This window comes from uncultured Maribacter sp., from assembly GCF_963975365.1.
Classification (GTDB): Bacteria; Bacteroidota; Bacteroidia; order Flavobacteriales; family Flavobacteriaceae; genus Maribacter.
The window spans coordinates 294,552-321,079 of sequence record NZ_CAXBGF010000003.1 but is presented as its reverse complement, the minus strand read 5'-3'; the positions used below and the strand labels follow the sequence as shown (position 1 = coordinate 321,079).

General features: G+C 37.6%; 23 protein-coding genes and 1 pseudogene. 5 read left to right on the top strand and 19 right to left on the bottom strand.

Annotated elements, in window-relative coordinates:
* Nucleotides 1–234: 234 nt before the first annotated feature.
* The 5 genes and pseudogenes from AACZ49_RS06190 to AACZ49_RS06170 all read left to right on the top strand — a co-directional run.
* A pseudogene (locus AACZ49_RS06190) lies at nt 235–2,835 on the top strand (TrlF family AAA-like ATPase); the annotation flags it as partial.
* Between the two features lie 41 nt (nt 2,836–2,876).
* Complete coding sequence (locus AACZ49_RS06185) at nt 2,877–4,223, top strand: hypothetical protein (protein ID WP_339652697.1); 1,347 nt, start codon at nt 2,877–2,879, stop codon at nt 4,221–4,223.
* On the top strand, nt 4,196–4,843 hold the full coding sequence (locus AACZ49_RS06180; RefSeq protein ID WP_339652695.1) for a hypothetical protein: 648 nt from the start codon (nt 4,196–4,198) through the stop codon (nt 4,841–4,843). Before AACZ49_RS06185 ends, AACZ49_RS06180 begins: the two co-directional genes overlap by 28 nt.
* The gene (locus AACZ49_RS06175; protein WP_339652693.1) at nt 4,840–8,046 is read left to right on the top strand and encodes a hypothetical protein; all 3,207 of its coding nucleotides are present in this window, start codon (nt 4,840–4,842) and stop codon (nt 8,044–8,046) included. The genes AACZ49_RS06180 and AACZ49_RS06175 overlap by 4 nt, the downstream gene beginning before the upstream one ends.
* Nucleotides 8,043–8,993, top strand: a complete 951-nt coding sequence (locus AACZ49_RS06170; protein ID WP_339652691.1) for a hypothetical protein — start codon at nt 8,043–8,045, stop codon at nt 8,991–8,993. The genes AACZ49_RS06175 and AACZ49_RS06170 overlap by 4 nt, the downstream gene beginning before the upstream one ends.
* 21 nt (nt 8,994–9,014) lie before the next feature.
* On the opposite strand, the gene AACZ49_RS06165 is transcribed toward AACZ49_RS06170, so the two are convergent.
* The 19 genes from AACZ49_RS06165 to AACZ49_RS06075 form a co-directional block, all read right to left on the bottom strand.
* Nucleotides 9,015–9,509, bottom strand: coding sequence for a hypothetical protein (locus tag AACZ49_RS06165; protein ID WP_339652689.1), 495 nt, complete (start codon nt 9,507–9,509; stop codon nt 9,015–9,017).
* A gap of 140 nt (nt 9,510–9,649) precedes the next feature.
* On the bottom strand, nt 9,650–10,102 hold the full coding sequence (locus AACZ49_RS06160; protein ID WP_339652687.1) for a pyridoxamine 5'-phosphate oxidase family protein: 453 nt from the start codon (nt 10,100–10,102) through the stop codon (nt 9,650–9,652).
* A gap of 177 nt (nt 10,103–10,279) precedes the next feature.
* Nucleotides 10,280–11,473, bottom strand: coding sequence for a phospholipase D-like domain-containing protein (locus tag AACZ49_RS06155; RefSeq protein ID WP_339652685.1), 1,194 nt, complete (start codon nt 11,471–11,473; stop codon nt 10,280–10,282).
* 133 nt (nt 11,474–11,606) lie between these two features.
* On the bottom strand, nt 11,607–12,044 hold the full coding sequence (locus AACZ49_RS06150; RefSeq protein WP_339652683.1) for a universal stress protein: 438 nt from the start codon (nt 12,042–12,044) through the stop codon (nt 11,607–11,609).
* An 85-nt stretch (nt 12,045–12,129) separates the two neighbouring features.
* Nucleotides 12,130–13,347: an MFS transporter gene (locus AACZ49_RS06145; RefSeq protein WP_339652681.1), complete on the bottom strand. Its 1,218-nt coding sequence runs from the start codon at nt 13,345–13,347 to the stop codon at nt 12,130–12,132.
* A complete protein-coding gene (locus AACZ49_RS06140) occupies nt 13,347–15,467 on the bottom strand; it encodes a copper-translocating P-type ATPase (protein ID WP_339652726.1) in 2,121 nt (706 codons plus the stop codon). The genes AACZ49_RS06145 and AACZ49_RS06140 overlap by 1 nt, the downstream gene beginning before the upstream one ends.
* Before the next feature lie 65 nt (nt 15,468–15,532).
* Entirely contained in the window at nt 15,533–15,826 is a 294-nt protein-coding gene (locus AACZ49_RS06135; protein WP_339652679.1) for a phosphoribosylpyrophosphate synthetase, read from the bottom strand.
* Nucleotides 15,827–15,832: 6 nt separating this feature from the next.
* Nucleotides 15,833–16,429, bottom strand: a complete 597-nt coding sequence (locus AACZ49_RS06130; RefSeq protein WP_339652678.1) for a hypothetical protein — start codon at nt 16,427–16,429, stop codon at nt 15,833–15,835.
* A gap of 44 nt (nt 16,430–16,473) precedes the next feature.
* Nucleotides 16,474–17,367, bottom strand: coding sequence for a ribose-phosphate pyrophosphokinase (locus AACZ49_RS06125; RefSeq protein WP_339652676.1), 894 nt, complete (start codon nt 17,365–17,367; stop codon nt 16,474–16,476).
* Nucleotides 17,364–18,881 (bottom strand): thymidine phosphorylase family protein, encoded by a 1,518-nt coding sequence (locus tag AACZ49_RS06120; protein WP_339652675.1) that lies wholly within the window; start codon nt 18,879–18,881, stop codon nt 17,364–17,366. Before AACZ49_RS06120 ends, AACZ49_RS06125 begins: the two co-directional genes overlap by 4 nt.
* Nucleotides 18,882–18,911: 30 nt before the next feature.
* Nucleotides 18,912–20,288, bottom strand: a complete 1,377-nt coding sequence (locus AACZ49_RS06115; RefSeq protein WP_339652673.1) for an MBL fold metallo-hydrolase — start codon at nt 20,286–20,288, stop codon at nt 18,912–18,914.
* 15 nt (nt 20,289–20,303) lie between these two features.
* The gene (locus AACZ49_RS06110) at nt 20,304–20,558 is read right to left on the bottom strand and encodes a hypothetical protein (protein WP_339652671.1); all 255 of its coding nucleotides are present in this window, start codon (nt 20,556–20,558) and stop codon (nt 20,304–20,306) included.
* Nucleotides 20,559–20,594: 36 nt separating this feature from the next.
* Complete coding sequence (locus tag AACZ49_RS06105; RefSeq protein ID WP_339652669.1) at nt 20,595–21,434, bottom strand: ATP cone domain-containing protein; 840 nt, start codon at nt 21,432–21,434, stop codon at nt 20,595–20,597.
* Nucleotides 21,427–21,981, bottom strand: coding sequence for an ion channel (locus AACZ49_RS06100; protein ID WP_339652667.1), 555 nt, complete (start codon nt 21,979–21,981; stop codon nt 21,427–21,429). The genes AACZ49_RS06105 and AACZ49_RS06100 overlap by 8 nt, the downstream gene beginning before the upstream one ends.
* 13 nt (nt 21,982–21,994) lie before the next feature.
* Nucleotides 21,995–22,825: a universal stress protein gene (locus AACZ49_RS06095; RefSeq protein ID WP_339652665.1), complete on the bottom strand. Its 831-nt coding sequence runs from the start codon at nt 22,823–22,825 to the stop codon at nt 21,995–21,997.
* Between the two features lie 48 nt (nt 22,826–22,873).
* A complete protein-coding gene (locus tag AACZ49_RS06090) occupies nt 22,874–23,869 on the bottom strand; it encodes a 2-hydroxyacid dehydrogenase (RefSeq protein ID WP_339652663.1) in 996 nt (331 codons plus the stop codon).
* A 17-nt stretch (nt 23,870–23,886) separates the two neighbouring features.
* The gene (locus AACZ49_RS06085; RefSeq protein WP_339652661.1) at nt 23,887–25,149 is read right to left on the bottom strand and encodes an MgtC/SapB family protein; all 1,263 of its coding nucleotides are present in this window, start codon (nt 25,147–25,149) and stop codon (nt 23,887–23,889) included.
* A 3-nt stretch (nt 25,150–25,152) separates the two neighbouring features.
* Nucleotides 25,153–26,127 (bottom strand): ATP-dependent 6-phosphofructokinase, encoded by a 975-nt coding sequence (locus tag AACZ49_RS06080; protein ID WP_339652659.1) that lies wholly within the window; start codon nt 26,125–26,127, stop codon nt 25,153–25,155.
* A gap of 181 nt (nt 26,128–26,308) precedes the next feature.
* Nucleotides 26,309–26,527, bottom strand: a complete 219-nt coding sequence (locus tag AACZ49_RS06075) for a hypothetical protein (RefSeq protein ID WP_339652657.1) — start codon at nt 26,525–26,527, stop codon at nt 26,309–26,311.
* Nucleotide 26,528 lies beyond the last annotated feature (1 nt).

Here is a 26,528-nt window from a genome sequence, read left to right as displayed (position 1 = left end):
AAAATAGCTAAATTCTTAACGCAGGCTATAGGTCAACATATTCGGTTTAATACCAATTAGCAATTCCGCACGTAAACAGTGGTTTACACTTTCCTTTTGTGTTAAAATTCCGTATACTTGTAGGACAATCTAACAAGTAAGCCCTAACTATTTAGGATTAATTATTAACAACCCCTTTCATAAGGGGTTTTATACATTATATCTATGAGCAATCAATATCGAAAAGGCTCGAAATGGAGGCAATGGGATCTTCATTTCCACACAACGTCATCTTATGACTATCAAGACAAGAGTGTGACAAATGAAGATATCGTAAATGGCTTGATAACAGAGGGGGTTGAGGTAGTTGCGATAACTGACCATCATCTAATCGATGTTGATAGTATTAAAGAGTTGCAAAGATTAAGTGAAGGTAGAGATTTAACGGTACTGCCTGTGATAGAATTTTTATCAGATGCTCGCGGTAACGAGCCTATTCATTTCATTGGCATATTTAGTGAAAAATCCAATTTCGGTTATATCTGGGGGCAAATAAAAAATAACACTGAAATCAGGAAGATAGAGGGAGAAGGTAAAAAACCATGGGAGGTTTATTGTGATTTAGCCGATACTATACGTCTTATCAAAGAATTAGGAGGAATCGTAACCATTCATGCTGGAAGCAAAGGAAACGGTATTGAGAACATTACACATTCCCTACCTCATGCACTAGCACAAAAAGAGGATATTGCTCAAATAGTGGATGTTTTTGAGTTGGGCAAAGAAATTGATTTGGAGGGTTATCTGACCAAAGTAAACCCATACCTTTTTAAGAAAATTGACAAATGGCTACCTACAATCATTTGTTCTGATAATCATAATATTAATACATATTCGAGAAAAGCAAAATTGTGGATTAAAGCGGATCCTACATTTGAAGGATTTAAGCAAATTATTTATGAGCCACAAGATAGGGTAAGAATTTCCGATAGAAAACCTGACGAAAAGAAGCTCTATGAAATTATTGACAAAGTAAGGTTTCAAGATAGCAGTTTCACAACCGAGTTTATTGAGATAAGCAATAACCTAACGGCTATCATTGGTGGGAAATCTACCGGAAAATCGATTCTAATAAAAAGTATTGCCCGTACCGCTGATACAGAAGAATTCAAACAGCGTAACAGGTCTGTTGGAGTTGAGGACAAAAAACCGGTAAAAGGATTTGAGGTGCATTGGGGGGATGATAGTATTAGTTTCTTGGGAAGACCTGACAATCCAACAAAACGCATAATCTACATTCCACAGTCCTATTTAAATCGGGTCGTTGATGAAGGAGAAGAAACATCCGATATTGATGAAATCATTCAAGAAGTTCTTTTGCAAAAAGAGGAATTTAAAGAGTGGTATGATTCGTTAACTGATCGGAAAAAGAAAATTTCCGATGATATAGAATCTACTATTAAATCTCTTTTCGAGAATATTGGTGTAAATATTCAAAAGGCCAAGGAAAAAAAAGAGCTTGGCGATAAAGATGGTATTACGAAACAAATAGATAAGCTCAATGGGGAGATTAAAGATTTACAGGACAAGTCTCAGGTAAGTTCCGAGGACATCCAACTTTTCAACAGTACCACGCAACAAATCAAAGAGAAGCGTGGACGAATTGAAATAATAAGGAAAGACAAGGAAAAGCTGAATACGATAAAGGACATTGGCATTGATATAAATGAATCCCTGATTCAGAACATCAACAACGAGCAATTAAGGAAGGCCATAGATGATTTGGTAAGTAAGAAAAAGAATGAATATAGTTCTGATTGGCAAAAAAATATTGAGCTTGAGATTGCTAGGCTTAATATCTCAATCAGCACACTGCAAGGTGAGATTTTAGTTCTTCAGGAAAGTATTGCAAAGCTTCAGGCGGCCCTTGCGGAACAAAAGGCATTGGCAGATTTGTTGGAAGAGAAAGAAAAAGAAGAAGCCATTTTAATTACTATTGGCGAATTGGACAAGGAAATAGGAAATTCCTATGCGCAGATAAAAAGTAATATTGAACTGTTGGCAGAACTGAATGCCCAATATTATTCACTTTATTTAGAAGCAAAGAGTAAAGTTGACTTAAGTGATTTTGATGATGAACTTTCATTCGATATTCGAACCATTTTTACTAAAGAACGATTCCAAGAATCTTTTGTCAACAAATGTTTGGACGGCAGAAAAACAAGAGGTAATGAATATGATTATTTAACCGGATATGATTTCGAAAACCCTGAGAAACATAAACAATTTTTAACAAAAGAATGTTGGAAAATAGTTAAGCATGAAATTCCGGCACGAGAAGGAATGACCAATAGGGAGTTGGTTACTGCACTTTTTCAGAATTGGTTTTCACATGATTATAAAGTAACCTACCAAGGAGATGATATTTCCGATATGTCACCTGGCAAGAAGTCTTTTGTTTTATTGCGTTTGCTTATCGATTTGGATGATAGCCAATGTCCTATTTTGATTGACCAACCAGAAGATGATTTAGATAACCGGTCAATTTACAATCAAGTTGTCCAGTTTTTGAGAAAGCGGAAAAGAACGCGACAAATTATTATCGTTACACATAACCCAAACCTCGTTTTAGGTGCTGACGCCGAGGAAATAATCGTGGCCAACCAAGAAGGGGATGATACTAAAAACAAGTCTTTTCAATTTGAATATGTTTCCGGATCTATTGAAAATACGAGTAAAGAAGACCTTGCTATAAATGAAGTATTGTACAAACGAGGGATTCAGGAACATATATGTGAAGTGTTGGAAGGTGGGCGCGAGGCCTTCGATAAACGGAAAAGGAAGTATAATTTTTAAAATGATTTACTAACAAGGAACTAAGCAAGCAATTTGAAATATTGGAGGATAACGAAAACACAGATTTTGATTTTGTAAAGGCTATTAATAGACCAGATACTTATGGGCTTCTTTTTCCTGGCAAATTAGAAGGTACGGTCATTATTGCTTTATATGAGAGGTTGAAAACAGGTAAGTACCAAAATGGTTTCTTTAATGAAGAAGAAATCCACGCCATGTTCTCGACTTTTAAGAATACCAGTATAAAAGGAGAGAAATATTACCCCAAGGAGCGCAATAAGCAGAGAATCAGAAAACTTCTAAAGTATTTTCTAAACTATGATGAGGAAAAAAGGCTGTATTCCTTTCAAGACTATGGCCTATCATTCTGCAAAATTGCAAAGAAAACCTTAAAGGGAACCTTTGACCCAACGGAAATTGAGATTATTTGTAATAACCTAAAACGCGACCTTGAAGAAGCATTTGGTAGCGACGAGCAGTTATTAAATTGGTTCAGGGTTAACCTTGACGTTTATAAAACACGTTTGGCACAACAAACGGAGTTTCTTCATCGCCAAATAGACTTTGCCGTAGAAAAATTAAGGAAAGATGTTCTGAATAAACAAATAGACCCACTAGATCTACTTCGAACGGTAAGGGATGATTTAACGGACATTCAAAAAAAGAATGGCGAGCTTAGAATCGCTTTTGAGGATACCAACAAGATAAGCAATACGCTCATCAAAATTGAAACCGATAATGGACAAATAATTGATTTCATTGAGGATACTTCCCATTTCTTTAGCAGCGTGCAAAGTAAACTACGCAGTACCGATAGAAGGCTCGATAGGATACAGCCAAAAATAAAACAACTGTTCGCTACCCTTCGAAGACCTGAACTAAGTGCAAACACGGATGCGTTTATCCATTTCTTATTAAAACATTCCAAGGTCAAACGAAAAGGAAATGATAAGGTAGTCGAACTTCCAAGAGAAGTAAAGCCTTTCCTGCCACATTTAAAGAGACCCAAGCTACTTGTATTTAAAAGGAATACCTCACTCTTTCCGACAGCTTCAAAGAAGCGAAAACGCTATCCCGTCAATGAAGAATTACAGCGGAAAAACAAAACGATATTACAAGAGACAATCAAAGGTTTAAGAAGAATAGATGGCTGGGTAATTCAATTATTGGCCCAATTGGATAAAGACGGTCATTTAGACGTATCCCAATCATTTTTTAACGTGCTTGAAGCTGATAAAGATTTTGAAACCGCTGCCCATGTCATGTATGGAGTTATTGAGAAAGCCTATCAAAAAAAGAAATATAGAGTTACTGTATTGAGTGCAGATACTGTTACGGTAGAAAATTCAAAAAACAGATTATGGAAAACGATGATAGAGAAAAAGTAGGCCTAGATTTTTTGGCGGAAGATGATTCCGAGAGACTCTTTGGGGATTTGGATTACCTTTTGAAAGATGGGGTACATATTCAAAATTTTGGAGAGAACTCCTTTTTTTATGACTATTTGGTGAAAAATCATTCTGAACTCAACGCCTATTATCTGCGATTGTTTGGAGTGCCTCTAAGGAGAAAAGGGGAGGGGAGTCATCAATTTTACTACCTAGACTATCATTCAAGAGAACAAAACCATATTCCGGAAAACCGTCGGTTTACTCTTAAAAACGAATGTGTCATAATGGGTGTTATCATCTATAAGATTATCTTTTTTGACGGCAATTTAGAACTTAACTCCGTTGATAAGCTTAAAAAAACCATTAGTCTTGACTATGAGGAATATGAAGAAGGGCTATTAAAACTAATTGTAAAATCTGATGAGGCGGGAAAATTGGCAGATGATGATGAACTAATTGATAAAATGGTAGGAAAGACCCTTTTGGAGTTTAAAAAACTTGGATGGGTAGATTATAAAGGAGATTATTTCGAAACATTACCCTCATTTCATCGCCTACTCTATATATATGAGGATGTTATTAAAAATATTAAGAATATCTTATCCAATTATCAATGAAGCAGTTTCCGCGCATACATAGTTTGGGTACTATCAACATTATCCATCATCAGGAGTTTTTTTACAAATTACATCCTTTTAGAACGGATTTTGTAGGGGAAAGTGGAGCAGGTAAAAGTATAGTGACGGATTTACTTCAATTAATCTTAGTTGGATCCACAGAATACAGTTCTTCTACCCAAGGGAAAGATGATCGACCATTTTATAGTCTGGTTCTTAAAAATGTAGACAACAGCGATTTCGGCTTTGCCTACATTAATGTGGAAGTGGCCGAACAAAAGTATCTAGTTCTAGGAACGTACATTGAGTTAAATGGCAAACAGTCCCAAGCTTTTATTGTTCAAAAAAGTCTCGATTTTGACGAAGGTTTGCTACAACCACTAGATGCGCCTTTAACGGTAGATGACTTTGAAAAGGATGGAAACTGGATACCTATTCGCGAACTTGACCATTTTTTTAATGTTGAAAAGGAAATTGGTTTCAGGGCTTATCATCGCTTTGGCAATTATCACGAGGTTCTTTACAAAAACAGCCTACTTCCAAAAGACATTACATCAAAAAGTGCTTTACAGGATTATGCCAAAATTCTTCAGGCTTTTTCTCGCAAGGGAATTAGTGTAAAGGACGGAGTAGATTTACAAGAATTTTTATTCGGAAAGCAAGAACAAACGCATTTTTTTCGGGAGTTCGAAAGCGTTGTAGCTTCGATGCAAGATTCTATGGATTCCTATCGAATGAATCGAGATGAGCTACAAATCATTAAACAAAAAAAGTTAGCCCTCGATGAACTCTTTAAGCTGAAGAATGAAAGAGCGACGGCGGAAAACAAATTCATACAGTTGCTTCACTATTCGCTTGTTTATCAAAGAACGCAATATCGTAAGGACTTGGAACAGCTTATTAAGAACTATTTCAGGAGTCGAGCCGTGATATTGGAACTTAATAAGTTATCGGCGAAAACGAAGGATTCTTTAGGTAAAGAGTTAGAAATATTGAATACTCAACTGTCAAAAAAAATTCATGAACAATCTACTTGCCAAATTAAAGTAAATAGTATCAAAACCGTTGATGATTTCATGCAGTCAAATAATTTGGCCACGGTAGATGAGTTAAGACAAGTCTATTTGCAATTTCAGGATAATAAGAAGCTCATTAAGAAATCAGCTGAATTAAAAAATCTATTGTCAGAGAACAATCTCTCAGTTGCATTTGATAGTCTATCACTCAAGGATGGTTATGAAAGTGCGGTCTCAAAATTGGAAAAAAACCTAGCGAAAAAACAGGAGGAACTGGCCATCAATCAGGCACTTAATAAATTCAGCAACATTGATAACAAAAAATCTTTGGCTTATTGGGTAATTAAGAACAATGAAAACCTTACCAAAGAACAAGAAAGCATAATCTGGCATTTTCAAGAATTGGAAACAGAAATGCCTAAAAAACTTATCCAAGGTTCCAAATATATTCCCGATCCTTCAAAGCTAATGAGACCGAAATATGAAAAAGCCGTTGATAATGAGTATTTCTGGGCCGATTTTGGAGGCATCAATTTTTGTATCAAATATGTGGAAGAAAGACTTTTTGATGGTCGTGAAGTCGATAAAATTATCAAGCGATTTGAAAATAACCGAAAATTATTGGGAACAACGATTAATTCCCTTGAAGTTGAAATAAAGAATGTTCTGAAATTATTGAAGTTTTTAAGGCAGCTAGCCGAGCCTCAAGTGTATTTTGAAGCATGGTTGAAGAAAGATAATTTAAACCCTATAAAAACCGACTTTACAAATCCCTTATTGACCAATAATATCGAATTCTTGGATATTGAAATCGGAAAATACAGTGAAAAAGAAACAACGCTATCTAAATTTACTGAAATAAAGAAAGAGGTGGATGAATTGGTCAAAAAGATAGGTAAGGTTGAATCATTAAAAGAACTTTTAGATCAATATCAATATTTTAAACTTGATGCACCGAGTGATTTACTATCTTCTCTATCTAGCGAATTTGTCTTAGCCGAATCAGAACAGATTAAATTTCAATTCGCAAAAGACAATTTCTTTTTTGATTTTGATAGACAATATCGTGAAGCTCTACAGGATATTGTCGCTGATGAAAAAGCACAAAAACTCAAAGATAGCCTTGAAGATAATGATAAAAGGCTTTTTGAGATTAAGTTGGAATATGAGGGATTGATTTTTGAAAATGTCGGGAATGCATCAACGGCTCCCGAAGAAATTGAAACTGCCAAAGATATATTTGAAGAGTTGGATATCGAATATAAGGCTGTCTATAAGGTCATTTTAAAAAACCATGTAGAAAATGACCTTGAACTATTGGAGCAGACCGAAGATTTCAAAATTTTGGTTCGTACTATTCTACCCAACATCTTCAACAATATAGCCTTTGAAGAAAGCGAGGTAATGGATAAAATTGGCGAGTATCTTGACGACATTAATCGTAAAAATGCAGAGATTACCAAAAACAAGTTGGTGCATATCCGAGATTTGTTACAAGACCTGCAAACTGAAGTTTTGAGACAGACTAATATAGTAAGGAAGATTAACAATTTTTTTAAAAAACCATTTGCAAAAATCACAGGCGGGCATCATGTGTCTTTAAGAAAACACGACAATCCCAGAATCTCTGTTGATTGGATAGTGAATTTTTTAGAGGAATTAAGCGTAATCAACGAAGGCCTATTTAACCCTACCGGGGCATTCCTTTCCGAGGATGAAAAAAGTCAAAATACTTCCATAGCTGACCACATTAAGGACGAGTACCTACGACATAGTAAATTCCGTAACGTCAATGTAACCCTTAAAGAGTTGCTGAATCCATTTTCGTACTATTCGCTCAATTATAGCATTCAGACAGCAGGTGGACAGCGTAATTCTGGTAGTACTGGACAAACATATACGGCTATCGCCTTACTATGCATTGCTAAGCTATCATTAACTCAAGAAAACCCTGAAAAAATAGAAAAGGGTTTGAGGTTTATGAGCATAGATGAGGCAGCTGGCATAGGTTCTAACTTTGATATGTTAGGCGAAATCGCCGAGAAGTATGACTATCAGATACTTTCCTTATCCATTGGCCTCAACAGGTTGACCGAAGGAAACCAATATATCTATAGACTGTATAAAAATCCGGAGGAGGATTTCGTAAACCATCATCCAGTTCCAATTTTTAGTAGTACAGAATGAGAGACGACATAGAATGGAGATATTTAAAGGGCTTGTACAAACTCTACAAAGAAGAACGTGTCCGTAACAAATTGATGGGAAGTCCTTTCATCAAGAACATTCTGTACAAAAGGCTTCATATAATCAGTTTCAAGAAAGGCAATATGGATATTATAGAGGCCAAGCCCAGATTCAAGACATATTTCGAAGAAGAACTTTTGGAGCAGTATAATTACTATGCCGATTTTTTTGAAAATTCTGGAATTGAAAATAGCGCGAGAAAGAAGTACGACAGATATGAATTGGAGACCTTAATGTTTATTTATAGGCATCAAGAAGAATTGAAAAAGAACTTAACTACAATTCGAATCTTTAGCTCCAACATATTTCAACAAAAGGACTCCAAGTTTCTTGAAAATCGTTCTGGTCTCCTGAAAGAGGTAAAGTTCTTGCTGCAAATAGAAGAATTTCCAGATGAGGGACCTAAAGAGAATCAATGGCGATTTGTTATAGACTGCCTTAGCCCAGAGGCAGTACTATTGTGTGAAAACTTAGATTATTTAAAAGCGTATTGGAAGTTCACAAAAGAAAATATTGAACTTTGGTATGTTGGTGGAAATAACACGAAAAAATTAAAAAGGCTGTCCAAACGTTATCTAACGTTGCCTATTTATTATGTTTGCGATTGGGATTACCATGGACTACAAATTTTTCAAGGCGTATGTGACATACTGAAAGATAAAGGTGTTTTCCCAAAACTTTTGGTGCCACCAAACCCATTGTTCAAACCTATTGACTCCGGCAAACACAAGAGTCAATGGCCTAGAAAGGATTTTGCTGGCTTGGATAGGACTTACTATTCAGTTGAAGCGATTTCCTTGATTAGTGATTTAATCGCCCAGAATAAATGGGTAGAGGAACAAACTATCGATTCAATTCAGATAATTAAATCTTGGGCTAAAAAATAGTCAGGATTAGCCGATAAAACCTTATTTTATTCGCTCATATTCAGTGAATTCATAGATTAACACGTCCGGTTCTTCCATGCCCGATTCCTTTCGAATACGCAACTGTTGGCTTGTCAATAAGACTACGACAAAGGGTTCACTGATATCCGAATAAAAGCGGTTTAGTTTCCCTGATTCCTGAATAGTCCAAGTGCCAATTTCTATAAATGAGTTGGCTATCTGGTTATGACAGGCAATTTCTCCGATTCCCCAGAAATAAGTGTTTTCTTCTTGTTGTATTGCCTTGACATAGCGGATCATATCATCTTTTCGGCAATTTTCGAATTGGGCAAATAAATCTTCTGTTGGTTCCAATATTCCCAGTGAATCATTAGGTTGCCCCCTAAACTCGGCTATCCTTTTCCAATCTCCTGCTAGATTATCCTCGGTAAACAATAGATCAACTTCTTGAGAATTTTGGTCGTCGTCGTTACATGCCATGATAACCAACAATGAAAGTGACAATATGTAAATCATTTTTTTTAGCATGATTTAATTAAAATAAAGTTGCTTTTTATGGTAACATGGAGCATATCTATTTTTTGCGTTCCACTCACTTTTTCCATTCTAGCTTTTTTAAATTGCCCTGCAGTACTATTCTATTATTGATGTTGTCTTTACGTTTCCCTTCGTTTTCCCATAACTTCTAGTATTTTAATGCGGTAAACAATAGGAATACCCCTGGAGTATAATTTACTAGAAAATTCGTTGATGAACTCGACCTCTTTGTGTTCTTTTCGTTTTACAATACTTTTTATGCCTTCGATAAAAAGGTGTAACTTTTGTTTGGCAATGCTGCCTTCAAGTTCTTCGAATGTGCCGTGCACCATCGCCGACTCCCAATTAAACATAGATTGCATTTCTTCGACCTGTACGGTAACCGTGTTGTTTTTTCGCATTGCATCGATTTTATGGCCTTCCGACGTATAGCTGATAATCGTGCCGTCTATATGATCAAAATAATAGGTAATGGGAATTAAATAGGGTTTCTCTTGCCATAGATAGGCCAAGTGGCCGAGGTAATTGTTTCTGAGAACATGCTCAATCGCGCTAATTGTTAAATCAGTCATTGTTATTGTTTTTAAATATTACTGAGCGTTTTATTTGTGTTGTGCCAAGTGCAGCTTCCGCTTTTATTCAGGCATCGATTATATATTTCCTTTTTTAAGTTGCTGTCTTGCATGGTTTACCACTCGGGTTTTAAGGACCAATAAAATAGCAAAACTATTTAATCATTTGCCAACGCCTTATAACCTGTAGTTTTTCAAAAACCTTAAATGAGGAAGAAAGGTGAGAAAAAGCATGGCTGTCCGTACCATTTGATATGAAAACCAATTGCCGAATTTGTTGAATATACTTGCTCTTTGTCTGAGTGTCCCATTTGTAATTTCGCTACACTCGTTTATAACCATTTCAAAGTCAGCCCGCAGGATTTCGGCAAATTCTACGGAATGAACTTCCACGTTCATTTCAATGCTACCATAGCAACTAAGACTGTTCAGGTTAAATGAGCCGACGGTGGACCATTTGTTATCTACTACCGCTGCTTTACCATGAACTACGGATTTGTTCCACTCATATATCTTCATATGATGGTTTAGAAAATAGGAGTACAAATGTTCGGTAGCCCGACGTACCAAAGTCACATCGCTAATGCCCGCTAAGATCACCGTTGTTTTAATTCCTCTTTTACAGGCTTTTTTCAATGCCTTTGCCATTCTGCTTCCTGGTAAAAAATAAGAGCCTACGATAACTATTTCCTGTTCTGCCTGGAGTATGGCATTCGTGTAGGCATCACAGACTTCTGTTTTTCGCTGCAGCCAGTCGTTTTGCAAAATTCCTACAAGTGCGCTACCTGCCGAATGTAAAACAGGGGGTATTTTTTTTGAGCTCCCTTTTTTGAAAAAATAATCACTGCACAGTTTTTGTAGATTTTCAGCTGCCGGGCAATTTAACTGAACTGCATAGTCCAACCAAGGTTCCGAAGCTACCGTTCCATGGTATTTATCGGCAATATTGATCCCGCCTATCAATGCTGTTTTTTCATCGGCGACCACTATTTTATGATGCATCCGTCTGCCGATATAAAAATTGTTCAAGGACAACAAAGGCGAAAAAAACCGGAGTAAAACACCATGCTGCACCAAATCCTGCGCAAAACTATCGGGTAATGCAGCGCTACCATAGGCATCCAATAAGACATATACTTTTACCTTTCGTTGAGCGGCTTCCTTCAAACTGCCGGCTATTTTGTTTCCAGTTTCATCGTTTTCAAAAATGTAGGTCTGTAAATGGATTTCCTTTTCCGCATTATCAATTATTTCTTTTAACCGCAAAAAATAGTCTTCTCCCGAATGGACCAACTCAATATGTTTAGTATTGCCGGCAACATTCAGAAATGTTGTTTTAGTATGTCTTTTAATTGTCGATTTATGGTTCATCATTAAGGGTTTAACCGTTTCTGTTCGGAGCTATCACTCGTACTTTTTCTCATTTTAGATACTTTTCCGGTTTTACGCTATTTTTAGTTGTCCGCTACATTTATCCAACTTTCAAGAAAATAGCAGCCAAATTCTATATGGTATAATTTTCCGGAATAATCAATAGCGGCACTTTTAAATGCTTCAGCAACTTTTTTTCAATGCTGCTCTTTAATACATGTTTAAAGAAATAATGGGCATGGTGGCCAATAACGAGCATGTCCGCATCCCATTTTTTAATGGTCTTATCAATCTCCACAGCTGGCCGACCAAGGGTTTCAAAATCATGAATTTTCAACTCTGGGTGCTCACTCTTAATCTTGTCAATAAGTTCAATAGCCCGTTCCTTTTCCTGTGCTTGAACGTCGGCTGGAAAAATTCCAGCCGGAATATTACCCGGAGAATACCTGACTACATAGATTATTTCCAATTGAGCATCGAATTGTTCTGCAAGTTGAATGGCATAATCAGCTGCATTCATCGCAGAAAAGCTTCCATCGATAGCTACTAGAATTTTTTTAATCATTCTCATAAACGTACATTTTGGTTTAATCAGAATCAATCAGCAAAAAAAATTTAATGCCTAATTTGATTAGAACAGATCAATTTTGATGAACTTAATTATCTTGTTGTTTTAAAAAATAAACCAGTCCCATAGCACCCAAAACAGTTGTGCCGGCAATGATGAAAGGATAATAAAATCCCCCTGCGATCAGCCAAGTTCCTAACACTGGACCCAAAATTTGACCGATACTGTTCGTGGAACTTTGTATGGATATATTCCTTCCCGTGTTCTCCTTGGATATTAAAGAAACTGCTGAAAGCAGATTAGGAGTTACCATAGCTCCACCGGCTGCGAAAAGTATAATCATAAGATAAACATATAGCTCATTGCTTACGAAAGGGAACACAATTAACGAAACTCCTGATATCAATAATCCTAGCGTTATTTGCTGTTTAGATGTCAATATTTTTTCGCCATAGGTTGCGAACACAGGTTGCAAAACGGCCATTACAGAACCACATAGCATAAAACCAATGCCCACTTGATTACTTGTAAATGCCAACTCGTCCTTTCCGTAAATAGAAAATACGGTCTCAAATAAGGTAACCACAAACTGCATGACAAAGGATAGCAGCAACAAAACGATAAAATATTTACTCAGTGAAAAACTGAATTTAACTACCTCCGAAGCAATGCGACTCTTTATTTCTGTATTCTTCAACCATTTTACGATTATCAACACTACAATAAAGCCCAAAATGGCAGCAAAAATAAAAGGAATCGAAAAACGATCTAAATGGAATATTCCAAAGGAAAATTTCAAGTGCAGGTTCGTTTGCGACAGAAATCCTCCCAGAACAGGCCCAAAAATAACGCCCGAACTGATAGCCACCCCGGACCAGGCCATTATCTTGGTCCGTCGCTTTTCCGAGGTAATGTCACTTAAATAGGCATTGCTGACCGGAATGACCGCTGATGTAAATATGCCCCCTACGATTCGGGCGATATAAAGCATTGTAAGTGACGTGGCCAGACCTGTTAGCAAGTTCATCACTACAAACCCTATAAGACCGATTACGATCAGGGGCTTGCGACCATATTTATCGGAAAGCTTTCCCCAAACTAGTACGAACAAGAGCTGGAACAGCGGATAAATACTGGTCAACATTCCGATATGGAAGTTGATCAGATCCGTGTCCAGATTGTCCTTTAGCGCCAATCTTTCCGTGTAGTAGGGAAGGGTAGGCAATAAAATACCGTACCCTAACATAACCACAAATAAACTCAACAACACTAAATATATCCTGTGGAGTTTTTCCTTTTTGTCCATTACTTTTTACCTATTTTTCTTTTCAACAATTGAGCATTAATGGCCACAATAATAGTGCTCAAACTCATAAATACAGCTGCGATAGCTGGCCCTAGCACAAAACCTGAGGCATAGAAAACGCCCGCAGCTAGAGGAATGGCAACCACATTATACCCAGTAGCCCATATCAGGTTCTGGATCATCTTATTGTAAGTTGCTTTCCCGAACAAAATGAGGTTGGCTATATCTTTAGGGTTGCTGTTCACTAATATTATATCGGCTGTTTCAGCAGCAATATCGGAACCAGAACCCACAGCAACGCCAACATTGGCCTGTGCTAATGCAGGTGCATCGTTTACCCCATCTCCTGTCATAGCTACAAATTCCCCTTTATCCTGTAAGTCCTTTACAATTTCCACTTTTTGGTGTGGTAATACCTCCGCATAATAGCCATCCAATCCCAATTTATCGCTTACGGCCTTGGCGGTTTTTTCATTGTCACCGGTTGCCATATATACCTTGATATTGTTCTTTTTAAAGGTTTTAATAGCTTCGGCCGATTCCGGTCTGATCTCATCGGAGAGTGCGATATAACCTGCTAATTTTCCTTCTATCAACACAAACACTACGGTTTCTGCAGCGTCACTGTAAGCATCATCGGGAATGGCGATTTTTTCGTCACGCAGATAGCCTGGGCTTACTACTTTTACTTGTTTGCCTTCTACATTGGCCTCGACACCTTTACCAGTTATGGAATTAAATTTTTCAGGTTTTGGAATAGTCACCTTATCTGCTTTTACCTTTTTAATAATACCAACTGCAATAGGATGTTCAGAGCTTTGTTCCAAGGCACTCGCAAGCCGTAATACTTCATCTGCGGCATAATTTTTATCAACTGATTCAATACGGGTAACCCCAAAATCACCTTTGGTCAACGTGCCAGTTTTATCAAAAAGCAAGGCTGATATTTTACGCGATTCCTCAAATGCAGTCCTGTTGCGAATCAGTAATCCATTTTGTGCAGATACAGCGGTAGAAATGGCAACTACAAGTGGAATGGCCAAACCTAGGGCATGCGGACAGGCAATGACCATAACGGTAACCATTCTTTCGAGGGCATATACAAATGGAAACCCTAAAAACAACCAAACAGCAAGAGTCCCAAAACCTATGGCTAGGGCAACATAGGTGAGCCATTTGGCAGCCCTATCAGAGAGATTTTGCATCTTGGACTTGGTCCGCTGTGCTTCGTCGACCATTTTGATGACTTTGCTTAGATAGCTGTCTTTTCCTGTATGCTCTACCTTGACTTTTAAGGTGCTATTGCCATTTATGGCACCACCAATAACCTTATCATCCAATTCCTTTTTAACAGGTTTGGATTCTCCGGTAAGCATAGATTCATTGAGGTAGCTGGACCCTTCGGTTATCACACCATCTGCCGGAATTTTCTCGCCTGGCTTAATAAGGATGATATCATCTTTTATAAGATCGTCCAACTTCACATCTTGAATGGTATCCCCAACTACTTTATGTGCTTCGGAAGGTAACATGCTTACCAATAATTGTAGGGCTTTTGAGGCTCCTAAAACACTTTTCATTTCTATCCAATGCCCCAAGAGCATAATAACGATAAGGGTACTTAATTCCCAGAAGAAATCTTCGCCTTCCAGTCCGAAAACCGTAGCGGTGCTGTAAAAATAGGCGACACTGATGGCCATGGATATTAGCGTCATCATACCGGCGCCTTTGGTTTTCATTTCGCCATAAAAACCTTTTAAAAATGGCCATGCACCCCAAAAGTAGATAAATGTGGAGAGCGCAAATAGGATATAGGGATTACGGGGAAGTAGAAAATCATAACCAAAAAACTCTTGGATCATTGGTGATAAGAACAGGATTGGGATGGTAACTATCAACGATACCCAGAACCGTTTTCTAAAATCCTTGACCATCATTTTATGGTGGTCGTGCCCTGTCGCTCCCATTGGTGCGTTGCCGTCATGACCGGAATGGTCCATCTTTGAGTGATCTTCTTTGTCGTGGTTCATTTTGGAATGATCCATTTTCGAGTGGTCCATCTTCGAGTGATCCATCTTTGAATGGTCATCTTTGTCGTGATTCATTTTAGAATGGTCCATTTTGGAATGATCCATTTTTTTGTCCTTGTGATCGTTGTTATTGTCCATAGTATTCTATTTAAGGGTTAACGTAATTTTTTTCGCATTTCTTCCGAGATATTCTCGGCGTATACTCCGTAGGCATCCACTAACATACCTTTGATTCCGTTTTTTGAAGAAATGGCATATAGTATGCTGTTATCGTCGGTACTGCTCATACCTTCAAAGCGGTAGGTTCTATCTACTTTAAAATCTTCTGGTCGAATTTCAATTTTCAGCGAAGCACATTCCAAGCATTCTGGTTTTAAGTTAAAATCATAAGGATATTCGTTTGCCTGCAGATCGTTAATGGCTTCTGAAAGAGTGTCGTAATTTTTCATGTTCTTTTATTTATAAGTCATCGTGAAATAACTGTTGTCTTCTTCGGTGAATTTTTGAAAGGTCAATAAACCGTTACTGTTTAATTTTTCAATTACTGAATAGTTAAGTTGTTTTATTCGAATTCCCAAGGCATAGGCTTTAATATTAATTTTTGATTTAATATTATTTTTGTTACTATCTAATTTTCGGTCGTAAATCTTTATCGTGCTTTTTGAACCAAAAAAATTTAATAAGCCCGAATCAAAACTCATTTCAAGTTCTATATTTTCCAAATTTCCTAAATCGTAGAGCTCTTTGAAATTTTTAGAAGTGGTATTGATTTCGGTTTCCTTTGATTTTGGGCTGGAAAATGGAAATGCCATAACCATTACACTCGCTTCATAAGGCTTACAGCGATAGGTCGTAGTGTATTTGTCGGTAGATTTTTTGTCTTTGTCAAACAATTCTGTAATGACATCAATTTCATAATAGCCATCCTTATCGATAACTTTTCCAGATTTAAAAGTTTGCTTATTCAAAAAAGTACCTTCTTCATCGAAATTTTCTCTAACGACAAGTCTGTCTGAAACCTGCCCGATAAGCATTTCAGTTTGTCCAGTCATTGTGATGCTGAATAAAGTAATTAGTATTATAAAGACCCGTTTTCTCATATATGGTGCATCAATTTTTTTACTTCTTTTGCCAGTATATCGCTTAAATCAATGTCATTTGACGGATGCGTAATAGTATTGCAAGTAACAATCTTTTCTACTCCTGAATCTAACAAATCCTGATAGGCATTACCTGAAAAAACTGCGTGAATACCAACACATATAGGTGGTCTCATTCCTGCTTTTTTTAAATGCACCACGGTTTCAATCATTGTTCGAGCGGTCGAGATAATATCATCTACTAGAATCGGTGTGGCGTTTTTATATTTTTCCACATCTGGGACAGAAACTTCCACATCACGGTCACCGTGACGCACTTTTTGCAATACCGTAAATGGTGCTCCTGCATTTTTAGCAACTTCAGAAACCCATTGCTCACTTTCAGAATCGGGACCTATAAGTACAGGATTTTCTATGTTTTCTTTTATCCAATCTGAAATAGCATCGGCAGCGTGAATTACTTTATTTGGAATTTGATATACTTCCCCTAAAGACCTAATTCTATGTAAGTGTGGGTCAACCGTGGTAATGCTATCGGCAAAACCTGAAATCAATTTTCCGAAGAAACCAGAAGTAACGCCTTCTCCTTCATTGAAAATTTTGTCCTGCCGCATATAGGCGAGATAGGGTGCCACCAAGCACGTGAACATTGCTCCTAATGATTTGGCAGTATGACTTAAAAAATAAAGCGGTAACAATTTTTCGTCTGGTTCGTGTAAGGTGCAAATCAGTACAACACATTTGTCTTTGACATCAGATAATATGCGTGTATAGGATTCTCCGTCGGGAAACTTGCGTAGGGTCGCTTTCCCGATTTCTGCATCCATTTTTTTTGCCATAAGTGCTGTAAGTTCTTCGTTTCCGGGAAGGCTGAATAATATCGTTTTCATCGTGTGTGCTTTTGAGTAATGGTTAATATGTTATTGTGATAATTTTTATATTCCAGAGCATAGTTGAGTTCGCCTTTGGATTCTGCATATATGGTATATAACAATTGGTTTTCTTCAATTTTTTCATCTAAATGGACATTCATAAGAATCCCAGCGGATTTAGACTGCGGTGCACCAGAAAGTTTAGCGAGTTTAGCAATCTTTCTATTATCTATTCGCTTTAAAATCCCAGAGGTTTCTGCTCTAATTTCGATTTTATAGGGTGCTAAAACTGGTTCTGAAAAACGCCCTTGTGCTTTGCAAATGGCAAGAAATTTTTTGTAAGCCTGACCAGATTTAAGGACTTCTTTGGCGGTTTTCGTTCCTTTTCCTTTTTCGACTTTTCTAGACAGTTCCAAAATTTCGCCAGACAAAAGCAACGCTCTATCCATTAAATCGTTTGGTGCATCTGGCTCATTTTGCAAAACTTTCAATATATCGATGGCTTCCAGAGTAGGACCGATACCTCTTCCAACGGGCTGTGTGCCATCTGTAATCACAACTTTCACATTAAGTCCAACAGCGTTGCCTACAGTTTCCATATGGTTTTTTAGTTTTTGAGCCATTTCCGTACTGCGTACCTTTGCGGTTTCTCCCACAGGAATATCAATGACAACATGTGTAGATCCTGCCGCAGCTTTCTTTGAAAGTACCGAAGCAATAAGCTGTCCTTCACTATCAATATCCAAGGCCTTTTCAATTTTTATGAGCACATCATCCGCAGGACTTAATTGCGCTGTTCCACCCCACACAATGCAACCACCTTCTTTTTCTACCACGGTCTTGATTTCTTCTAAAGAAAGCGTCACATTGGTTAATACCTCCATAGTATCGGCAGTGCCTGCGGGCGAAGTGATGGCTCGCGAGGAAGTTTTTGGCATTGTGAGTCCGTAAGCAGCGACAATGGCAACTACCAATGGTGTGGTTCTATTGCCCGGTAATCCGCCAATGCAATGTTTATCGACCACGATTTCTTTGTCCCAATTCATCTGCGCGCCAGAGGCTATCATTGCTTTTGTGAGGTCGGATATTTCGTCAATATCCAATCGGTCACCTGCGCAGGCTGTAATAAATGCCGAAAGGTGTATGTTGGAATAATCGCCTTGAACAATGTCTGTTATGATTTCATCGTAGGCGTTATAATCTAATTTCTGGTTGTAGATTTTAGCCCTGACATGGCTCAACGACTCAATAGGTTCCAAATGTGAAACATATAAGGTTTCATGTTCGGAAATATTCAACTTTTTTGCAGCCGCATCTGATAGTCCGATTTCGTTCGGCAACAGTATATCTGAATTTATAATGTTGAGGCTTGCTACAATTGAATGGGTTGCCTTTGATATCCTTATTCTTGTGAGTGCTTCAAAACCTTCGGAAATACATACGTGACAATCTTCTCGCATATAAACCACGTTTTCGTTCTGGGTATAAATGCCGAGATGTTTATATTTTAGGATATTTGAATGTTGTTCCATAGTTTTGCTTTTTTTTGTAATTTTTACAACCTATTTAATTTCTTCGATGCTATAAAGCTGTGGGATTTCAGAATCCCAATCATAGGTCTCCTTTATTCCTTTCTGCAGTGCTTCTGCACTTTCTTTTTCACCGTGAACAATAAAAATCAGTTCTGGTTTATTTTTTATTTTGCTCATCCAATCTATAAGTTCAGTGTGATCTGCGTGTGCTGAGAGTCCTTCGATTTCTGCAACTTCCATATGAAACGGCACCCATTTCCCGTAAACCTTTAATTCTTTTTCGCCTTCTAATAATTTTCTACCACGAGTTCCTTCGGCTTGATATCCTACAAAAAGCAGGGTGTTACTAGGGTTTTGAGCTTGGGTTTCGAGATAGTTTAGCATACGTCCACCTGTAAGCATTCCACTTCCAGCTATGACGATTTTTGGTTTCTCATCAGTTCGTAATTCCATAGTTTCCCGATAGCTGCTCACAACCGTAAAATAGGAACACATTTCATCACATTCGTGTTTCTCAAGTTTGTGCCATTCCCTTGTGCGATGAAACAATTCCAAAACATTGGCTCCCATAGGGCTATCCATTATCATTTGGACTTTCGGAATTTTATTTTCCTTTAAAAGTCTCCAAAAAATGAGCATCATTAATTGAGCTCGCTCCACAGAAAAACTTGGGATAAACAGACTGCCACCTCTATTTATAGTGTCATTAACTAATTTTTCAATTTTTGGAATGGCTTCTACTTCGTCTGGATGAAACCTGCCACCGTAGGTGGACTCAATAAATAAGACATCAGCTTTATTAGGTTTTAGAGGTGGATAGAGTAATAAATCATTGGTTCTTCCAATATCTCCTGAAAAGACAAAGCGTTTTCCATATACGTCCAACTCGATGAATGTAGCGCCCAAAATATGACCGTTGTACTGAAAACGAGCTTTGATACCATCAAAAAATGGAATCCATTGGGACTGGGGAACAGCTTTAAAATGTGGAATAGTATTTTCAACATCTTTTAAATCATAAAGAGGTTCGGCTGGACTATGTTTGGAATAGCCTTCTTTGTTAGCTCGTTCTGCTTCTTGTTCCTGAATTTTGGCACTATCGTTCAAAATAATTTTTGCAATGTCCAAAGTGGGATTAGTACCATATATGGGGCCATTAAATCCTTGTTTTACCAATCGAGGTAAATACCCTGTGTGATCCATATGACCGTGGGTAAGCAATACCATATCAATTTCTGAAACTTCAACTGGTGGATATTCCCAGTTTTTAAGGCGCAATTCCTTTAAACCTTGAAAAAGTCCGCAGTCTATAAGTATCTTTCTCTCTCCCGAATCCACTAAATATTTTGAGCCGGTTACTGTACCTGCCGCCCCTAAAAAGTGGATGTTTATTTTATTATTTTTCATTTTTATAGTATTTATTTAATGTCCACCACAGCAGGAAGGTGTATTTCCTTTATCTTGATTTGATTTGCTCAATTCAGCTATTTCATTATATAGATTGCGGGAATCTTCTTTGATAAGAAGCGCCAACTTCTTTACGGATTTAGGCTCGAAGTTTACCATACCGAGTAAAATTTCAAGGGCTTCTTCTAGTAGTTTCGAGTCATCTTCCAATGCTAGGTAAAATGGCTCTAAATCTATACTGTTCTGTTTTTGTAGTTCATCCGTTTTCATCTTTATTATTTTTGAGTTACAATTTTGTTTAGTGCTTTAACGAATTTCACATAGTTCTCTTGAATCTTCGAGAACCTTTTTGTGTCTTGATTTTGGCACTCCTATTTGTTCTAATAATTTTGGGGATTCGTGAAGCTCTTTACAGAGCACAATACCTTTATCCAATAACTTTGTTTTTTCGACTTTGGTTAGCGTTGTTAATGCTGTTAAAGGATGAAGTCCTGATTTATCTATTCTGTCTTTTAAACCGTCTGCCTTCGGATAATCCCAACTTGTCAATAACATTCCGACGCATTTACCATATTCCACCGCATCTTTAGTAAATCGTGTATTAGTATACACACCCCCTTTATGAAGCTTGGCTTCGTGACCTTTTTGGTGTTCCCATTGTTTTTCAACATCCAAAAATCTTGAATGGATATATAAAGGAATTTTCACATTGCAAAATCTACCTTGATCACTATGGTATTTACATTCAATCATATAATGGTTATTGTCCTTTTGCGCTATCACATCAACTTCGTGTTGTACACAATTGCCTTGAACTATGACACCAACCTGTGTTGAAAATCCTTCATATGCCATTAGTTTGCCAATCAACTTTTCAAAAGGAAATCCTGTAGGGCCTAATTCCATCAATGCTTTTTTTAGTTTATATTTTGAAGCACTTACTCTAGATTTCCCCTTGAGCATTTTGAAAGCCATTTGATAGATTTTTTTGGTTGTCATTCCATCATAAACCGCTTTTTCAATATCTTGAGCTATCTCTTCGACTAACAACTTGTCAGCACTGGCCCTTTCTAAAGATCGTATCACTTTTTCTATTTCAAAAGGAGCTGTTTCACCGCTTGCTTTTTTAATATATATTTTATCCATTGATATGTATTTTTTTGATATTTGCCAATGCAAATACGATTATAAAAAAGCTTAGAAATATCTCGAGCATAACAACGAATCTAGCTATATCGGAAGTTGGAATAATATCTCCATAGCCTACCGTTGAAAAAGTAATCACACTGAAGTAAAAAAAGTGGTACAAATTATACAAGTACGAGATTGAATACTCGGGAACGCCTTCAAAGGTACTATGGCTGAATTGGTAAAGGCAGGCATAATCGGTTGCAAAGGAGAAAATACTTATGATGATTATCAATCCAAATACCCAAAGCAATCGCTCTAATGAATGACATACCTTTATCAATTTTGATAGTCCCTTTAAAGTGGTCATAGTTATCACTAATGTCTTCCCCAATGCTGCCGTTACAATGATAATATGGAATGGAAAAGCTGGATGATCTACCATTGACATCAAAATAATGTATAGGATGACTATTGCCAAAATGCTAACAAGGGACATTACTGTCCTTCCCAACAATAGTTTATAAAAGGGCTTTTCTCGTATATGATTTAAACTGTCTGACATCGTATTATTTTTTTTAAATTTTAACAGTCATTACCGGAAGGGATGAATGATTGGCTATTCCTTCGGCGATACTTTTGGAAAACAAGCTCAAAAATCCTGTACTGCCGTGTGTAGACATAGCAATCAAATCCGCAGGTTCTTGTCTTAGGAACGTATTTATACCGGTTTCCACAGACGGCTCGTTATTGACGTACATAGAATAATTTTTTAAATCGGGAAACTTTTCCAAGAATCTCTTAATAGGATTCAGACCTGCCGATATACTATTGGTATCTGTTTGGGTGTTGATACGTAACAAACGAATATGGGCATTGCATTTTTTTGCAATTGAGATTACATGAACGAAAGCACCACTCACATCCTCCATGAAATCAGAAACAAATACTATATTTTTAAAAGGTAAGGAGACCTCGTCCTCTTTAACCACGATCACGGGCACATCGGATTTTCGTACGATTTTTTCTATATTACTACCAAAAAGTTCGCGGGCGGTGCCTTTGGTACCGCTACTTCCTGTGATAATAAAATCATGATGGAAATGACCGGAATGTTTTAAAATATTAGTAGTTGATAGTTGATACTCCAAAAAAGTGCGGCACTCTAGGTTTTCTTTCTCTGCTTTTTTCTCCAATTCCCGTAAGGCCGATTTGGCCGAACCGATTTTTCTCAGGGTGTCGGGATATCTTTTCTCCTTTAACTTATCCAGTTTCACCCAGTCCACCGGGGTATGTATCAAGTGAAAGAAATGAATTTCCGCATTATATTGTTTGGCCATTTGAATGCCTAAATTGGCCGCTTTGTCGCAGTTTTCGGAGAAGTCAGTAGGTACAAGAATACTTTTCATAGTGCTATTTTTTTTAAGATTAAAAACTTCCTATAGAAGCTTGTCAATTTATTTACTGGTGACTTCGTTTCCCGAGTCGATTAGTTTTTCAAAACAGTCGAGATTAAATAGGGTAGTGTCGGCAATGTTGGCCAATGCGGTATCGGTCAAGAAGGCCTGATGACTAGTTATCAAAACATTGTTGAAAGTCATCAAACGTGCAATGACATCATCCTGAAGTATTTCTTCTGAATGGTCCTCAAAGAAGAGTCCTTCCTCTTCCTCATAGACATCCATCCCAAAATACCCAACCTCTCCTGTTTTTAACCCTTCGATGACGGCTTTGGTGTCTACCAAGCCACCCCGGCTGGTATTGATAAGCATTGCCCCATGTCTCATATTGGCAATTTGTTGGGCATTGATCAAATGCTTTGTGTCGGGAGTCAAAGGGACATGAAGGCTGATAATATCCGATTCGCTGCATAATGTTTTACAATCGGTATAGTGAACCCCGTACTGTTCGACCAGGTCTTCGTCTTTGTTAACATCGTAGGCCAATATTTTACAGCCAAAACCATACAGTATTTTGATAAGGGTAGCCCCGATTTTTCCAGTACCCATTACTCCGACAGTCTTTCCGTTCAAGTCGAACCCTGTGAGTCCGTTCAACGAGAAATTCATATCCCTGACCCTATTGTGAGCCTTAATCAATTTTCTATTTAATGCAAGTATCAAAGCCATGGTGTGTTCTGCTATGGCATAAGGTGAATAGGCGGGAACACGGGCTATTTTTATATCCAGCGCAGCTGCTCTTTCAGTAGCTACGTTGTTATACCCTGCAGTACGAAGGGCGATATACTTAACGCCTAATTCACTTAACTTTTCCAGTACTTTCGCCGAGGCATCATCACTTGTAAACAAACTGATGGCCTCTGAACCCTGTGCCAAGGAAGCCGTATTTTCGGTCAACCGTACTTCAAGTAGGTTAAGTTCGTGATTGCCTTTATTTGCGGATATCAAATGGGCTTCTTCAAATTTATGGGTGCTGAATAGGGTTGTTTTCATTTTACTTTTTTTTAATTCTATAACTGTATTAATATATAGGCTATGCCCACTATGATAACTGCTCCAAAAATGAGCATCACAAGTTTGCCTGCTTTTTTGGAACCTTTAAAATAGGTAATACCCAGCTTCACAATCATATTACTTATGGTTGCGGTAATAATGACATTGGTTGCGAGCGCAAGTTTGTCCTCCAAAGACCCGAATTTTGCCATACTAATAGTTATCGCATCTGTATCTGCCAATCCTGCAATTAAAGCTGAAAAATATAAACCACTTTCACCAAAAAATTGATTTCCATAAAAAACAGCAAATAGAATTGCGACATAAATTCCCCCAAACCCAAGGGCATTCAAAATATTAAGCGGATTGCCAAGGTTAATAGCTGTCTTTGAGACTTCAGTATTCTTTCTAATAAATAGGATGGCACTTATCAAACAGATCAGTGTTAGGATGGTAAAGGGAACGGCCAAATAAGAAAGTATGGCATTATTAAAGATATATGCTAATATTGCCAGTCTTGGAAACATGATGGCAGAAGCAATAATTATTCCTGCAGCATATTCTTTAGAAAGTTCAGGCGATTCCTTGCTTCGAGCAGCATATATCCACGAAACTGCGGTGCTTGAAATCAATCCGCCTAAAATTGCCGTAAGCAGAATACCACGTTTAGAACCTACATATTTTACGAGGAAGTAGCCAATAAAATTTAAAAAAGAAACAATCACTATAATCGCTCCAATCTCAAAGGGGTTTAACAAACCTTCTGGTCCATAGTCTTGATTTGGTAAGAAAGGCAAAATCAGAAGTGTAATAATCGAAAATTTAATAAAAGCAAAAAGCTCTTCCGAAGTGATATTCTTTATAAACGTATTAAAGGTCGTTTTCAATGATAATAAAGTAACCACTATGACTGCAGTGGCAACTGCTTCCTTATGCAGATGATTGGCTACCATAATACCCAAAATCAACGTAGCGAACAATGCCATATTTGTGGTAATACCGGTCATTAAGTGTTTTTGTAGTATGGAAATATGACTCAAGGACAGAAACAAGAGAAATGCCGCTGAAATAATAATGACCAACCAAGGAGTATAGGTTATGGAAAGATTTCCTAGAATAAAACCTATAATAGCAACAATGGGGAAAGTTCTTATGCCAGCAAATCCTTGTTCTTCTTTCAGTTTATCATATTCACGTTCCAACCCTAGAATAAGACCAATGCCTAGACTAATAAGTAATCCGAGAATAAATGGGTTTATATTTTTTAAAGTTTCTATCATTTTTTACTTGCCAAAAAGTTCTAAAAGTTCTTGAAATTCACCAGTTACTTGATGTTGCTTGACCACTTCTTCAAAGGGGGTAAAGTGTAATTGATTGTTTAAAATCCCAGCCATTACATTCTCTCTTCCTTGTAATAATGCATCTACGGCTGCCACTCCAAGTCTAATTCCCAACATTCTATCTAACGCTGAAGGATTACCTCCGCGTTGTACGTGACCAAGTCTTGTGATACGCAAATCCACATCTTTATTAATTTGCTTTATTTTGGATGCGACAAGTTCAGCGCCTATCTCATCACCTTCAGAAATCACGATAAGGAAAGCATCTTCACTATGGTAATTTTTAATCTTATCCAATAGGTCCATAAAATCGGTGCCACTTTCGGGAATAAGAATGGCATCTGTTCCAGTACACAATCCCGAATGAATGGCAATGTAGCCTGAATCCCTTCCCATAACCTCAATCAAGAATATCCTGTTATGGGACTCGGCCGTATCCCTTATTTTATCGATGTTTTCAATAGCCGTGTTTACCGCCGAATCAAAACCGAGGGTGTAATCGGTACCGGAAATATCATTGTCAATGGTTCCAGGAATGCCTATAAATGGGATGTCACATATTTCGGAAAAAGCCAACAAACCTTTAAATGTTCCATCACCACCTATGGCGATCAGAGCATCGATATCATTTTTTTGAAGATTTTCCAATGCCCGCTGTCTTCCTTCCAGCGTTAAAAAACGTTTGCTTCGAGCTGTTTTTAACAGTGTTCCTCCCCGATGTATCATCTTTTGCAATTTGTGGGCGTCCAAGGGAACCAAATCGCCATCTATTAGGCCCTCATATCCTTTTCGGATACCACTTAACCTGATACCACTTTGTTCTGCTTTTTTTACAATTCCGTATAAGGCGGCGTTCATCCCTGGGGAATCGCCCCCCGAGGTAAATACTGCTATATGTCGGTGTTTTATATTCTTCATTTTCTTACATTTTTAACTATGTGACCTTTTAGAACGAATGCTCAATTTTCCCATTTCCAGTCTCTAATTTCGAGCATATCCAACCCCATTTACCGGATGTAATACGCATCCTGCTTTTCCTATTTTAGGTAAGCTACTTCATCACTTAAGCTTTGTTGCGATGATTCCTAGCTGAACCCTATCATGAATCTGGCTCATTAAAGGCACAATCCTTATCTTTCATTAAGGAGGATGCCAACTCTTTATATTTTGGCCCAAGCTCCTTGCCGCACCATTCCAATAAGGCCGGTTGTTGGGAACAGGTAGTATTGCGAACCGCCTTCTTCAGTTCTATCTTTAGCAACTCCTCGTCGAAGCTGACTTTTTTCAATATAGTTTCGTGATATTCCAGTGTTTCCATT

Bases quoted from the DNA above. Each gene is read 5' to 3' on its own strand.
- AACZ49_RS06100 (WP_339652667.1), bottom strand. From the start codon at position 21,981: ATGTCAGACAGTTTAAATCATATACGAGAAAAGCCCTTTTATAAACTA.
- AACZ49_RS06110 (WP_339652671.1), bottom strand. From the start codon at position 20,558: ATGAAAACGGATGAACTACAAAAACAGAACAGTATAGATTTAGAGCCA.
- AACZ49_RS06115 (WP_339652673.1), bottom strand. From the start codon at position 20,288: ATGAAAAATAATAAAATAAACATCCACTTTTTAGGGGCGGCAGGTACA.
- AACZ49_RS06135 (WP_339652679.1), bottom strand. From the start codon at position 15,826: ATGAAAAATTACGACACTCTTTCAGAAGCCATTAACGATCTGCAGGCA.
- AACZ49_RS06095 (WP_339652665.1), bottom strand. From the start codon at position 22,825: ATGAAAAGTATTCTTGTACCTACTGACTTCTCCGAAAACTGCGACAAA.
- AACZ49_RS06130 (WP_339652678.1), bottom strand. From the start codon at position 16,429: ATGACTGGACAAACTGAAATGCTTATCGGGCAGGTTTCAGACAGACTT.
- AACZ49_RS06160 (WP_339652687.1), bottom strand. From the start codon at position 10,102: ATGACTGATTTAACAATTAGCGCGATTGAGCATGTTCTCAGAAACAAT.
- AACZ49_RS06180 (WP_339652695.1), top strand. From the start codon at position 4,196: ATGGAAAACGATGATAGAGAAAAAGTAGGCCTAGATTTTTTGGCGGAA.
- AACZ49_RS06090 (WP_339652663.1), bottom strand. From the start codon at position 23,869: ATGAAAACAACCCTATTCAGCACCCATAAATTTGAAGAAGCCCATTTG.
- AACZ49_RS06075 (WP_339652657.1), bottom strand. From the start codon at position 26,527: ATGGAAACACTGGAATATCACGAAACTATATTGAAAAAAGTCAGCTTC.
- AACZ49_RS06085 (WP_339652661.1), bottom strand. From the start codon at position 25,149: ATGATAGAAACTTTAAAAAATATAAACCCATTTATTCTCGGATTACTT.
- AACZ49_RS06140 (WP_339652726.1), bottom strand. From the start codon at position 15,467: ATGGACCATTCTAAAATGAATCACGACAAAGATGACCATTCAAAGATG.
- AACZ49_RS06170 (WP_339652691.1), top strand. From the start codon at position 8,043: ATGAGAGACGACATAGAATGGAGATATTTAAAGGGCTTGTACAAACTC.
- AACZ49_RS06105 (WP_339652669.1), bottom strand. From the start codon at position 21,434: ATGGATAAAATATATATTAAAAAAGCAAGCGGTGAAACAGCTCCTTTT.
- AACZ49_RS06150 (WP_339652683.1), bottom strand. From the start codon at position 12,044: ATGAGAATGATTAAAAAAATTCTAGTAGCTATCGATGGAAGCTTTTCT.
- AACZ49_RS06155 (WP_339652685.1), bottom strand. From the start codon at position 11,473: ATGAACCATAAATCGACAATTAAAAGACATACTAAAACAACATTTCTG.
- AACZ49_RS06145 (WP_339652681.1), bottom strand. From the start codon at position 13,347: ATGGACAAAAAGGAAAAACTCCACAGGATATATTTAGTGTTGTTGAGT.
- AACZ49_RS06080 (WP_339652659.1), bottom strand. From the start codon at position 26,127: ATGAAGAATATAAAACACCGACATATAGCAGTATTTACCTCGGGGGGC.
- AACZ49_RS06125 (WP_339652676.1), bottom strand. From the start codon at position 17,367: ATGAAAACGATATTATTCAGCCTTCCCGGAAACGAAGAACTTACAGCA.
- AACZ49_RS06165 (WP_339652689.1), bottom strand. From the start codon at position 9,509: ATGATTTACATATTGTCACTTTCATTGTTGGTTATCATGGCATGTAAC.
- AACZ49_RS06120 (WP_339652675.1), bottom strand. From the start codon at position 18,881: ATGGAACAACATTCAAATATCCTAAAATATAAACATCTCGGCATTTAT.
- AACZ49_RS06175 (WP_339652693.1), top strand. From the start codon at position 4,840: ATGAAGCAGTTTCCGCGCATACATAGTTTGGGTACTATCAACATTATC.